General features: G+C 36.2%; 11 protein-coding genes. 5 read left to right on the plus strand and 6 right to left on the minus strand.

Annotated elements, in window-relative coordinates:
* The first annotated feature begins 6 nt into the window (after positions 1–6).
* Genes cdaA through CGC47_RS04135 form a run of 4 tightly spaced genes read left to right on the plus strand, consistent with a single transcriptional unit; the run spans position 7 to position 3023 of the window.
* Positions 7–774, plus strand: a complete 768-nt coding sequence (gene cdaA, locus CGC47_RS04120; protein ID WP_042001619.1) for a diadenylate cyclase CdaA — start codon at positions 7–9, stop codon at positions 772–774.
* Positions 775–2052, plus strand: a complete 1278-nt coding sequence (locus CGC47_RS04125) for a DUF2851 family protein (protein ID WP_042001616.1) — start codon at positions 775–777, stop codon at positions 2050–2052.
* Between the two features lie 30 nt (positions 2053–2082).
* Complete coding sequence (locus CGC47_RS04130; RefSeq protein ID WP_095900027.1) at positions 2083–2412, plus strand: hypothetical protein; 330 nt, start codon at positions 2083–2085, stop codon at positions 2410–2412.
* A 14-nt stretch (positions 2413–2426) separates the two neighbouring features.
* Positions 2427–3023, plus strand: a complete 597-nt coding sequence (locus tag CGC47_RS04135; RefSeq protein ID WP_042001614.1) for a nitroreductase family protein — start codon at positions 2427–2429, stop codon at positions 3021–3023.
* A 79-nt stretch (positions 3024–3102) separates the two neighbouring features.
* Here CGC47_RS04135 and CGC47_RS04140 read toward each other — a convergent pair whose 3' ends face one another.
* The 6 genes from CGC47_RS04140 to CGC47_RS04165 all read right to left on the minus strand — a co-directional run bounded on the left by CGC47_RS04140 (position 3103) and on the right by CGC47_RS04165 (position 10797).
* Positions 3103–6021, minus strand: a complete 2919-nt coding sequence (locus CGC47_RS04140; protein ID WP_095900028.1) for a glycoside hydrolase family 3 N-terminal domain-containing protein — start codon at positions 6019–6021, stop codon at positions 3103–3105.
* A gap of 22 nt (positions 6022–6043) precedes the next feature.
* On the minus strand, positions 6044–6526 hold the full coding sequence (locus CGC47_RS04145) for a hypothetical protein (protein ID WP_013997773.1): 483 nt from the start codon (positions 6524–6526) through the stop codon (positions 6044–6046).
* A gap of 16 nt (positions 6527–6542) precedes the next feature.
* Positions 6543–7331, minus strand: coding sequence for a (Fe-S)-binding protein (locus CGC47_RS04150; RefSeq protein ID WP_013997774.1), 789 nt, complete (start codon positions 7329–7331; stop codon positions 6543–6545).
* Between the two features lie 38 nt (positions 7332–7369).
* Entirely contained in the window at positions 7370–8683 is a 1314-nt protein-coding gene (locus tag CGC47_RS04155; protein ID WP_095900029.1) for a (Fe-S)-binding protein, read from the minus strand.
* Between the two features lie 23 nt (positions 8684–8706).
* Complete coding sequence (locus tag CGC47_RS04160) at positions 8707–9669, minus strand: MlaD family protein (RefSeq protein ID WP_042001611.1); 963 nt, start codon at positions 9667–9669, stop codon at positions 8707–8709.
* A 78-nt stretch (positions 9670–9747) separates the two neighbouring features.
* Positions 9748–10797 (minus strand): N-acetylmuramoyl-L-alanine amidase, encoded by a 1050-nt coding sequence (locus CGC47_RS04165; protein WP_370444596.1) that lies wholly within the window; start codon positions 10795–10797, stop codon positions 9748–9750.
* A gap of 273 nt (positions 10798–11070) precedes the next feature.
* Between CGC47_RS04165 and CGC47_RS04170 the strand changes: the two genes are divergently transcribed.
* Positions 11071–13797 carry a putative LPS assembly protein LptD gene (locus tag CGC47_RS04170; protein ID WP_049782737.1) on the plus strand — a complete coding sequence of 909 codons (2727 nt, stop codon included), beginning with the start codon at positions 11071–11073 and terminating at the stop codon, positions 13795–13797.
* The last annotated feature ends 21 nt before the right edge of the window (positions 13798–13818 follow it).

The following is a 13818-nucleotide window of genomic DNA, read 5'->3' on the forward strand; positions in this document are numbered from 1 at the left end:
TCGTTTTTGGAATTGATAGAAATTTTAAATTTTACACTTGCCGATTTTATTGATATTCTGCTGGTTGCTTTACTGCTCTATTACGTATATAAGCTCAGTCGGGGTACGGTTGCCATCAATATATTTTGGGGGATTGTTATCATTTATTTGATTTGGAAGATTACTGAAGCTCTGGAAATGGAGCTACTTAGCAATATTTTGGGGCAGTTTATTGGAGTAGGCGTTTTTGCTCTGATTGTGGTTTTTCAAGAAGAAATTCGTCGTTTTCTACTCACCATAGGTTCACATCGGTTTTCAAAATCGTTGTATTTTATGAATCTAAACAAAAAAAATAATAATTTACGTGTAGAGGTATTGGTATCTGCTTGTCAGAAATTAGCAGCAACCCACACGGGGGCTTTAATTGTTTTAGAGCGCAACATATCTCTTGACTTTGTTAGAACCACAGGTGATAAAATGGATATTGATGTAAATGAACCCATATTGGAGAGTATTTTTTACAAAAATAGCCCTCTACACGATGGAGCTATCGTCATAAAACAAAATCGAATTGTAGCCACACGGGTAGTGCTGCCTGTGGTTAGCCAAAATGCAATTCCTAAAAAATACGGACTAAGACATCGGGCTGCCACTTCAATTACTGAAAAAACCGATGCTACAGCTCTGGTAGTTTCTGAGGAAACGGGAAAAATTTCATATTTTAAAAATGGAGGATTTGTACATTACAAAAATGACAGCGAGCTTATCGAGCTTATTGTAAAGGATTTGGCTTAAATGCGAGAAGAAGTATTGCATTATCTTTGGAAGCAAAAGAAAATAGCTTTTTCGGGGCTTACCACAGCTTCGGGAGAGTCGTTATATATTTTTGATTTTGGGCAATATAATCCCAATTCAGGTCCCGATTTTCTATCGGCGAAAATTCGTATCGGAGAACAAATTTGGATAGGAAATGTTGAAATTCACACCCAATCATCGCATTGGTATGTACATAAGCACGAAAATAATCCTGCCTTTTCTAACATTATTCTGCACGTAGTCTGGCAACACGATGTGGAGATTTTCAGTAGCCACGAACAAAAAATACCTGTATTAGAACTTAAAAATCAAGTAGATGAATCCTTAATCAGGCATTGTGAGGCTTTACTTTCTTTTCCAAAAAAATTTATCAACTGTGAAAATGATTTCAAACAGATAAATGACTCTATTTCAGAAGATTGGAATACAAACTTATTCTTACAACGATTAAAAGAAAAAACTCAACGTATTGAAATACTTCATAAAAGCTGTAATTCGGATTGGGAAAAACTACTTTTTTTATTGCTTTTGAAAAATTTTGGAGGTATAGTTAATGGCGAGGCCTTTTTACAAATGGGCAAAACTCTTGATTTTTCGATAATCCGAAAAGAAAAACATTACCCACTCCATCTGGAAACACTCTTTTTCGGACAGTTACAAATGCTTTCTGACGATGTACACGATACCTACTTTTTAGAAATTAAAAAGGAATATGCATATCTGAAATTGAAATACGCACTCAATGATTCTGTTGTTGGGGTACGCTTTTCCAAACTTCGTCCACAAGGATTTCCTACGCTCAGGCTTTCACAACTTGGGCAATTGTATGAAAAAAATGAAGGTTTATTTTCTCGTTTTATTCATACAAAAACATTTGACGAATTCAAAACTCTTTTGGCAGTAATTGCTTCTGAATATTGGAATAACCATTATACTTTTGGTAAAGAATCTGGAAAAAGTACTAAAAAAATATCTCAAGAACTCATCAGACTCATTTGGATAAACACACTGCTTCCTCTGCAATATTATTATAGTCAAAATCAAGGATATGATATATCGGAACAGCTTAAAAATCGTATTAAAGAACTTCCTAAGGAAAAAAATCATATCATAACAGCTTTTGAAAAAATTGGAGCGAAAGTTACTTCTGCTTTTGATACGCAAGTTATATTACAACAATACAATAGCTATTGCATCAAAAATCGATGTTTAGAATGTGAAATCGGAAATAAAATACTGAGGAATAACAACCCATAATCTTGTATAAAACAACACATTATAATAAAATTGGAATACAAACAAGAAAAATTGATTTTAAACGGACGAATAAAGCTCATCACCGAGCTTACGGAATTCAGAATGGGACTGTGGATTTACGGTTTTGGTTTGAGCGATGCAGTAACCAATGAAGAAATCATTCCGCTAATCTCTTTTTTTAATTTGGATAATTTAGAAGAAGTAAATGATGCTTTAAAGATAAGATTTCGTATTTATCCTGATGGAAGCACCTATTATGACGTGGTGGTTAATCCTTTTTTACGTAATTTTGTGCATAGATATAAACAGTACCACACCAACGATTTTTATAAAATTTTTACAGGAAAAGAATATCAATAATTTAAAAATAAACGATGAGTTTCTTAGAAAAAATGCAGAAGCGTTATACTGCCAAAAAATACGACGCTAACTACCAAATACCCAACGAAATTATAAACCAATTAAAGGAAATATTGGCACTGACTCCGTCTTCCATAAATTCGCAACCTTGGCATTTTACTTTTATTTCCGATGCCCCAACCAAACAATTACTCTCGAAACATTCATTTCACAATACCGAAAAAGTAGCTGATTGTAGTCATCTGCTAGTAATGCAAGTTATTGACCATCTAGATACTTTTGAAAATCAGTTATTTGAACGGAAATCACATATGCTTGATTATTTTAAATCCTTACGAAAAAATTTAGGAGAAGATTTTACTAAAAAGTGGTTGAGCAATCAGATATACATCGCTTTAGGAGTGGTACTTTCAGCTTGTGCTGATATGGGTATTGACTCCACAGCTATGGAAGGTATTGATACCGAATTTTATACTCAGCAGGTAGGCAGACATCAATACAAGGTGGTATTGGCAGTAGCCTTAGGAAAGCACCACCCTGAGGATATAAATCATCCGAGCAAAACACCCAAATCACGACTTCCTTTAGAAAAAATATGTAGTGAGATATAACGTAAAAAGGGAAACGTTTTTAAACATTTCCCTTTTTTAGTTTTTATCCTTTGTACCTTTACTTGGTTCTTGATAACTTTTACTGTGTGATAATGGCATCATAGATGACTTGTTGTATTTTACTTCGGATACTTTCTTTTATCAGCAAATTATTTTCGGCAGAAGGATAGGTACGATTCGAGAGAAAAACATAAACAATTTCGTGCTCGGGGTCAGCCCAAGTGAAAGTACCTGTAAACCCAGAATGCCCAAAACTGGACATTGATACGCAACCACAAGTGGGTCCTTCTTCGCTCAGTTGGGGTTTGTCAAAGCCTAATCCTCTGCGATTGTTTTCCTCACAAAACATACACGTATTGAACAGACTTACCACTTGAGGCTGTAAAAACCAATGTCCTCCGTAGTATCCCTGCTGCAAATACATTTGCATCATTTTAGCCACATCATCGGCATTCCCAAAAAGTCCTGCGTGTCCACCAACTCCTCCTTGCATAGCCGCTCCTTGGTCGTGAACGTAACCGCGTACCATTTGATTTCTGAAATAGTTATCTACCTCAGAAGGAGCGATTTGCTCCAAAGGAAAATGCTGTAAAGGAAAATATGTCAGTCGATAAGCTCCTAACATCTGGTAAAAATCTTTCTGCACCAAAACCGAAAGTGATGTTTTCGATTTTTGTTCGAGATATTTTTTAAATAGATAATAAGGCAAATCGCTGTATAAATATCTTTTTTTAGTTAGCAAATCACTATCGACAATGCGCTGATAGATAGTATCTTTGTAATCATTACGCATATACAAATTTTTGGCAACAGGTACCGAAAAATCATCCGTTTTTTGTGTGTTATAGTAAGCAGTTAAGGGCTTTTTTTGAGGGGTAACGGTTTTTAAATAAAACGGAATCCAAGATTGTAGCAATCCGTTGTGAGAAAAAGCATTGATTATCTTTATATTAGCTTTGTTCGTGTTTTTTAATTCAGGCAACAAATCAGAAAAAGTAGAGTTGATGTTGTAATCGTTTTGCGAAAACATTTTCATCATTTCTGGCAAAGTAGCTAAAATTTTAGTTAGAGAAGCTAAATCGTAAATGGTATTTTCAGTAACTGGATGATTTTCATTATAATCTAACGTGCCAAAATTTTTTCGATATACAACTTTACCTTGTTTTGCTACCAAAATTTGCATTCCAGGAGCCATTTTTTTTTCAATGGTGTAATGGGCAAGGCTATCAATTTTTAATAATCTTTTTGAATCAAGCCCTACACTTTCAGGCAACCCGTAGGCTAAACGTCCGATTTTTGAAATTGAAATGCCAGTATTAACAGGCAAAAGCGGATGTGCAGAAACTGGAAGCACCCCACGAGCATCAATAGCTCCGAAGATGAGTTGTGCCGCTTTTTCCTGAGCAATTCGGTGGTTTTGATACGCTACCACAATACTTTCAATATTGGAAATATCCTGAACATCAAGTAACGCATAAGGACGAGTAAACACACTTAAAATCAAGCGTTTTTCTTTAGCTACCTCTTGTAACCAAACGAGTTCTTCTGCCGTAAATTGATAAGCATCCCAAGGGGTTTTATCGGATTTATGCAACCCGATAATCACCACATCAAACGGCTTCAAATCCTTCTCCAACTGCGATACCGATTCGGCTTTTACAGTGTTTATTTGGGCGTAACGCTTTAAGGTTTTCTCAAAGAAAGTTCCTTTGTCATTACCAAATTTGACGTATGCAATTTTTTGCTCTTGCAAATTTTTTAAAGGTAGTAATTGCCCATCATTTTTGGCTACCGTTAAGGCATTTTCAAAAAGTTCTTCAATAAGTAAATCATCGGCTAAGGTATGTAGCCCTTTGTTTACTTGGCTCAATTCAAGAATTGGCGTTTTTTGTAGCCCTACTTTGTATTTTGCCATCAGAATTTTACGGACTGAATGCGCCAAACGTTCCTCACTAATTTGCTGGTTTTCATAAGCTTTTTTTACAGCTTGAACTCCTTTGGCTACATCTTCAGGCATAAGTAGTACATCATTCCCCGCTAAAAAAGCAGCCACATCTACCTCCCCTACGGGTAAATAATCGGCAACTCCTTTCATTCCTAAAGCATCGGTAAAAATTAGCCCCTCAAATCCCAAACGTGTTTTAAGAATGTCGGTTACAATATGATGTGAAAGCGAGGAAGGTTTACCGTTTTCCGACTCTAATGCGGGTACGTTCAAATGCCCAACCATAAAACTAGCCACGCCCTCTTGTGTTAATTTTTTAAAGGGATAAAGCTCTATACTATCTATCCGTTGTGAGGTAAAATCAATGGTGGGTAGGGTTTTATGTGAATCTTTCGAAGTATCACCGTGACCGGGAAAATGTTTGGCATTCGCCAAAACTCCAGCAGCTTGCATTCCTCGAGTAAAAGCTATTCCTTTTGTAGCTACGTTTTCTTTATCTTCACCAAAGGAACGATTCCCGATGATAGGGTTGGCAGGGTTGGTATTGATATCTACATCAGGAGCAAAATTGATATGTACCCCCAAACTATTGCAATGTTTACCAATTCGATACCCTGCTTTTTCAATGAGCTGATTGTTTTTTACCGCTCCCATAGTCATATTCCAAGGATAAGCGAAAGTGGAGTCTAGGCGCATAGCAAGTCCCCATTCGGCATCCATAGCAATAAAAAGCGGAACTTTGGAAATTGCCTGATACTGATTGGTTAATTGGGCTTGTCGTTGTGGTCCACCTTTAGAAAAAATAATTCCTCCGATATGATACTTTTTGATAAGTTCTTTAATATTTTCGGTATTTTTCGTACCTATTTGACTTGAAAAGACAGATACCATAAATAATTGTCCTATCTTTTCGTCCAACGTCATTTTGTTGTATATGCTATCTACCCATTTTTGCTGAGCGACTGCATCTTTGTCCAACAACGGATGAGTTTGCTGGGCATATCCCCACAAACTTGCTATAAGTAAACTAAACGTAAGATATATTCTTTTCATAGGTAAACCGTTTTAATAGTTTTTAAATGAATCTGCTGTGCCAGCTTTCTGACATTGGTACTTCCCAGAAATGTTCGTATTCATATTTGTTGGTTACCAAATTATTGAAAACGATAGTGTTTGCCGAAACAGCACGTTCTTTCGCCATTTTTTTAAAGTCTGAAAGGTTTTTATAGGCAATGTATTCGCCTTGCTTGTAGCTAACGTTCATTTTGTCGAGCAAATCCACTTGGTATTGTTTTTCCAATTGTTGTATAAACCGAACTTGCTCATCAATAGCGCACCCTGAGGCTTGATGTACTTCCTGATTTACAGCGATAATAATAAACCGATTGTAACGTAGCTCGAAAGAGCTTTCCAATCCACTACCGTGGGCTGACCAATGCGCCAAAAATGTTTTTAACTGATTTTCTATTTCAATGATTTCTTCGGAAGTAAAACTTCGATTGCTTTGGTATATCCAAACCCGAGCCGTTTCGGGTAATTCATTAAATGCAACAAACATATTGATTCTTTTTATTTTAAATGATGGAATTATTAAGTAATTCTGCTAAATCCAAAACTTTGATTTGCTTTTCTTGTTCTTTGTTTTTTACTCCGTCGGTAAGCATTGTATTGCAAAAAGGACAACCTACCGCAATAATTTTAGCTTGAGTATCTATGGCTTGCTGGGTGCGCAGTACGTTAATGTCTTGATTTCCTTTTTCGGGTTCTTTAAACATTTGAGCACCACCTGCTCCACAACAAAGTCCTCTGGATTTGCAACTTTTCATCTCCACTACCTCAGCTTCAAGTTCTTTTAGCAACTCTCGAGGTGCTTCGTATTGGTCATTGGCTCGTCCTAAGTAGCAGGGGTCGTGAAAAGTAATTTTTTTACCTTTAAACTCTCCTCCCGAAACGCGTAATCGCCCTTCTTGCAGTAACGATTGCAAAAATTGGGTGTGATGTAGCACTTGATAATTTCCGCCCAACGACGGATATTCGTTTTTTAACGTATTAAAACAATGCGGACAAGTAGTCACTATTTTTTTTACGCCGTAGGCATTAAGCACCTCAATATTGGTCATTGCCTGCATTTGAAAAAGAAATTCATTGCCTGAACGCTTTGCAGGGTCACCTGTACAACTTTCTTCTGTGCCTAAAACCGCAAAATGAACCTTAGCTTTAATGAGTAAAGAAGCAAAAGCACGAATTACTTTTTTAGCCCTGTCATCAAAACTTCCGGCACATCCTACCCAAAAAAGCACCTCAGGGGTTTTACCCTGTGCCATCATTTCCGCCATTGTAGGTACATTCAATGTTTCATTCATAACACTGACTTTTAACAGATTTTGAATTACTATATATTTTAAGTTTCATTCACCCAATTGAGTCTGTCCATTTGGCTATATTGCCAAGGTGCTCCATTATTTTCAATATTATTCATCATTACATTTAGCTCGTTAGGCGCAGACGATTGCTCCATTACCAAATACTGACGCATCTCCATAATAATAGAAAGCGGATTGATACTTATAGGACAAGCCTCAACGCAGGCGTTACAAAAGGTACACGCCCACAATTCCTCTGAAGTGATGTAATCGTTTAAAAGTTGTTTGCCATCGGGATGAAAAACGCCTTGATGCGCATCCATATTTCTACCGACTTCTTCCAATCGGTCACGGGTTTTCATCATTATTGCTCGAGGAGAGAGTTTTTTTCCGGTTTTATTGGCAGGACATTCATCGGTACAACGCCCACATTCGGTACACGTATAAGCACCAAGAAGTTGCACCCAATTTAAATCCGACACATCTGAAGCTCCAAATTTTGCAGGAGCATCGGAAGTTGTTGCGGCATACGGATTGGCATTGGGGTCTAACATCAGTTTTACCTCTTGGGTAACCGAATCTAAATTAGGCAATTTCCCTTTCGGATCCAGCGAAGCATAAAATGTATTTGGGAAAGCCAAAACAATATGCAAATGTTTCGAATAGTACAAATAGTTTAAAAAGCACAAAACCCCAATAATATGCAACCACCAAGAAGTTCGCTCTATAAATATGAGGGTTGAAACAGACAATTCATTAAGCAATGGTGAAATCCATTGGCTTATAATGAAATATCCGCCCTGAGGATACTCTCCCAATTGTTGCAACCGAAAGTCAGAAGCATTCATTACTAAAAACAGAAGCATCAGCACCGTTTCAGCATACAAGATGATATTAGCATCTTTAGTGGGATTACCTTGTAGTTCTTTTTTTTGAAATCGGCTAATTTTAAGAAGATTACGCCTTATCCAAAAAACAAAGACCGAGATAATAACTAACAAAGCCAATACTTCAAAAGAAGCAATCAACACATCATAAAAACCACCTAATCCGCTGAAAATACGATGTGTACCCAAAACACCATCGATTACAATTTCAAGCATTTCAAGATTGATGATAATAAAACCTACGTAAACCAAAATGTGTAATATTCCTGCCACGGGGCGAACCATCATTTTTTGCTGCCCAAGAGCTATCCGTAACATATTTTTCCAACGCTTTGAGCGATTTGCTGAAACATCGGTAGCTTTTCCCAATCGAATATTACGAACCAATTTTCGGACGTTTCTTAAAAAAAATCCGATACCTGTAACGAGCAATATCAAAAAAATAATATTGGGAAGATAATACATAGGTCAGTTTATTGAATTTTGAGTTATTCTTCAATGGCTTTTTCGGCTTCTTGAGCAGTGGCTTCGTAAGGTTTGGCTTTTTTGCCAAAAACGGAAAAATGCACATATCGTTTCGGGTTTAAGCGAAAATCTTGCAACAATAATTCCAATTCTTTAGTTGCTTTTTCCAGATTTTTATACAATTGTTCATCATTGACTAACTTACCAACATTACCTTTTCCTTGCTGAATTTGAGCAACCATTGTATTGAGATTGGCTATCATTTGCTGGGTTTGAGCCAAAGTTTTATTCAGATCAGATTTGGCAAGTGAATCGGTAAACTGTGCCAAATGCTGAGTCATTTTATGAGCGTTACTCAAAATTTCTTGTAGATTTTGTTTGTTATTGAGTAAAATATGATTAAGCTCGGCAGAGGAACGATTCAAATTAGCCATAACGGCATTCATATTAGCCACGGCTCCTTTCATATGTTCAATAGTTTTTTCGTTTAAGAAAGCATTCACTGCAGCTAAGGTAGTGTCCGACTTCGATAGTAAATGATTAACTTTCAACTGTGTAGGCTCTAACTTACTGCTTAACGATTGAAGAAGATCCATTTGAATTGAAGGCTTAAGTTCATCGCCTGATTCGGCTTTTGGAGCACCATCAAAAACAGGAACAATCTGCAACCCTGTTCCACCCAAAAGGCTACTGTGAAGTTCAGCCTTACTATTTTTTGAAAACAAAAAATCTTTTGTACAAGCAATAGACACCTTAATTTTAGCCGTCTGCTCATCAAGCCCAACGGACTCTACCGTACCAATTTGTACGCCGTTGACCGTAACTGGAGTACCCGTTTTGAGCCCACCAGAATGCTCATAAATAACGTGATATATATTGTTTTGCCTAAAAAGTGACCTCGATTTCAAAAAATTAAACCCAATGAAGAAACAAGCAATTCCTCCAATAACTATAATAGCTGTTTTAATTTCCTTAGATAATTTCATCTACAAATGTTTTTAGTTAAGTTTTCTTCTAAAATTAGCCTACAAAGGTAATTATAAATAATTTAATTTGAATAAGGTTTATCTATTTTCTTTTCGTTTGGCTTCGGCAACCGATATTTTTTTGTCGTGATAATATGCTACAATAAACGCATCTTTATATCCTGCTTTCCTAGCTTGTGCCAACAACTTTTGAGCCTCAGCAAAACGATGAACATTTCCGTAAGCATACCGATAAATTTTACCGTTTTTTTCCACCGAAATAGGCGACAATTTATTAAAATTATAAGGCTTTGTCTCTATTTTTTTATGGCTGGTAGATATTTGCACCTTATACACCAAATTAGTATTCAACTCATTAGAAGTTATCGGAAGGTACACATCACGCGTACTTTTACCCTCTATCCATTTTTTGTAGGAAATAATGGCATCGGCTATATTTTGGGCAAACTCCTGTTGTCCTTTTTTTGAGGTAAGAAAAGTTCTTTCTTGAGTGTTGGTTACAAACCCAGTTTCGATAAGCACACTAGGCATATAGGTTTGGTGAAGTACAATAAAACCAGCCTGTTTAACCCCACGATTGAGACGCTTCATTTTGTGGGTGAAATTATTCTGAATGGTTTTTGCCAGTTGAATGCTTTGTTCTAAAAACTCCTCCTGAACAATAGAAAGTCCAATGAACGTTTCTGGTGAGTTGATATTGTAATCGGCATAACGTGCTTGATAATCATCTTCCAAATAAATTACTTCGTTTTCTGTTTTTGCCACTTCGAAATTTTGTTCACTTTGGTGTAAACCTAACACAAAAGTTTCTGCACCGTGAGCTTGAGTTTTATGTGAATTACAATGTACAGAGATAAAAACATCAGCTTTGGCTCTGTTGGCAATAGCACCACGTTCGTACAAATCTACTGCAATATCTTTATCGCGGGTGTAAATAACTTTGATATCTTTTTGTGAGCTTAAAATCCTACCTACTTCCAAAACAACACTCAAAACGATATCTTTTTCATAAATCTTCCCTACGGCTTTTCCGGGGTCTTTTCCGCCGTGTCCAGCATCTAAAACTACTTTAAAGGGCGTGTTGTTTTGTGAAAATGCTAACGATGTTCCCCAAAAAAGCCCTATCATAATTAACAAAAAAGGGGATTTATCGAAGATGCTCATATATTTGGTAAAATTCATCATCAAAATTGTGATTTAAAATTAGATTTTTTATCTTTTTAATTTTATTTTTGGGCTTTGAATAGAAAAACGCAAGATTCAAAATTTCACAAACAGAAAAATATCCGTAAGTTTGACCCTTGCAAATAAATCATTGCTTATCAAAGCAGCGTTCAAAAGGCGAATATAGCAAGATTTTTGCATAAAAAATTTAATTCAAACATAAAAAAAGTTACTATTTTGCTAAACCATAAACAACAAATTATTTTACTACTGGTTTTATTGATAACCATTACTTGTTTTTGGCACGACAAGTCATTTGCGTCAAAACATACTGGTTTTCAAGGTACCGAGCGTTTTTTGTTGTTTGATACTTTAAAGAAAAGTAACAAAAATTCCAAAGCAAACATCACTCAAAACCGTGTTATCAAAAAAGATACCATAAAAGACTCACTTACCTTAAAAGTAACGGATTCTTTAAAAAAAGATAGTTTACCCAAACGAAAATCGTCGTTAGATCACATCGTGAAATATAAGGCAAAGGATAGTATCATTATCAACAAATCAAAAAACAAAATTGTATTGTACAACCAAACGCAAGTACAGTATAATGATATTGACCTAAGCGCTGGCATTGAAGTCATTAAGTATGATATCGGAGAAGTTTTTGCAGGAAGAGTAAAAGACTCGGCAGGAAATTATTCGCAACACCCTGTTTTTAAGCAAGGTAGTGATGTAATAGAGCCTGACTCTATTCGTTTCAATTACAAAAACCAAAAGGCTATTATCCGCAATTCTTATACTAAGCAAGACGAAAACAACATCAAAGCCGAAGTGGTAAAAAAAGAAAACGATTCCACCTATTTTATGAAAAATGGAATCATTACCACAGCTGAAGATTTGGACGACCCCGATTATTACATTTTGGTGCGCAAAGCCAAATTCGTTCCGAATAAAAAAATCGTAGCCGGATTTAGTAATATGTACATTGTGGATATCCCAACACCTGTAGCACTTCCTTTTGCCTATTATCCAATGGTTTCGGGGCGAACCTCGGGGCTTATTTTCCCTACTTTTGGCGAGGTAAATAATCGTGGGTATTTCGTACAAAACGGAGGATACTATTTCGTTTTGAATGACAATATGGACCTTACTGTAACAGGAGATTACTATACTAATGGTAGCTACGGACTACAAGGACAATCATCATACAAAAAACGATACAAGTACTCAGGAAGTTTTAATATTCGCTATGAAAACCTGATTTACAGCCTAAAAGGATTCCCTGACTACAATCGAACACAAATGTACAACATCCAATGGACGCACTCCAAAGATGCCAAGTCTAATCCTAATTCCAGTTTTTCTTCATCAGTAAACTTAGGAAGTAGCCGATATTACCAAGATTCTTACAATCAACTAAATACATCAAACTTTTTAAACAATACATTATCATCATCCATTTCTTATTCCAAAACATTTCCAGCTTATCCGTCAGTTAACCTTTCGGTAACCGCTTCACACTCACAAAACACTAATACACAAAACATTGAAATGACTTTGCCCGCTCTGCGTACCAGTATGGAGCGAATTTATCCGTTTGCTAAAAGAGGGGAAACCAAGAAAGGGCTTTTGAAAAGCCTTAATTTTCAATATAGTATGCAGGCTGACAATCGTTTTTCTACTACCGATAGCCTATTCTTTTCTAAAAAAATGTTTGATGAAGCCAAAAACGGAATACGACATTCTATTCCTGTGAGTACCACCACAAAACTGTTTAAATACGTTACTCTTGGGGTAAACTCATCATTGAATGAAGTTTGGCAATTCCGAACCATTCGTAAAAACAATTTTAACAGTACCATAAGTAAATCGGTTATTGACACGATAAATGGATTCGACCGTTTTTTAACATACAACGTGGGGACAAGTTTAGGAACTACCATCTATGGTACCTTCAAATTCAATAAAGATTCAAAAATACAAGCCATTCGCCACGTGATGCGCCCCTCGGTAAGCTATGGTTATACCCCTTCGTTTGACAATTATTATGATTATTACGTTTCTGATGCCTACGGAACACGTTCGCAATACACTCGTTTTGAAGGAGGTATCTACGGAACACCTGGTCTTTCGGAATCTAACGCAATGAGTTTTTCGTTAAGTAACACTTTAGAAGCCAAAATAAAACAAAAAGATAGTACCCAAACCGAACCTAAAAAAATTATGTTACTTAATAGCCTGAATTTTAGTTCAAGTTATAATTTTGTTACTAAAAAATTCAGCCCTGTAACAATGACTGGAGGAACACAATTTTTTGACGGCAAGATGGGAGTGAATTTTGGGGCAACTTTGAATCCTTACGGCATTGATAATAACGGAAGGCAAATGGAAAAATTTAATATTCAGAATGGGGGAAGTCTCTTTCGCCTTACCAACGCAAATTTATCTACCAATTATTCGTTTTCCAATAGAAACAAATCATCAAAATCAAAAGATAATACAGCCTCAGGCGGAAGAAAAGATGACCTATTTGGAGCCTCAAGACACTTAGGGGAAGACCAAATATCTTCAAAAGAAGACGAAGAAAACGAGGAAGAAAACAAAGAAGGACAAACCTTCTACAAAGCCGCCATTCCGTGGGATTTTAACCTCGCCTATTCCATTACTTACAGCAATCATAATCGAGAAAAGCGCATTTCAAATAATTCGATAATGTTCTCTGGAAATGTAGAGCTTACCCCAAAATGGCAAGTAGGGATTTCTAGCGGATATGATTTTGTAAATAAAGGGATTACTTATACCCAACTTCGCTTTGAGCGCGATTTGAATAGTTTCAGAATGAGTTTTAATTTTACTCCTATCGGATACCGAACCTCGTGGTATTTCTTTATTGGAATAAAATCATCTATGCTTTCGGATTTAAAATGGGAAAAGAACCGAGAACCCGACCGACGTTTGAATTAAATTATAAATATCACATAACCG

It is taken from the genome of Capnocytophaga canimorsus, assembly GCF_002302565.1.
Lineage (GTDB): Bacteria > Bacteroidota > Bacteroidia > Flavobacteriales > Flavobacteriaceae > Capnocytophaga > Capnocytophaga canimorsus.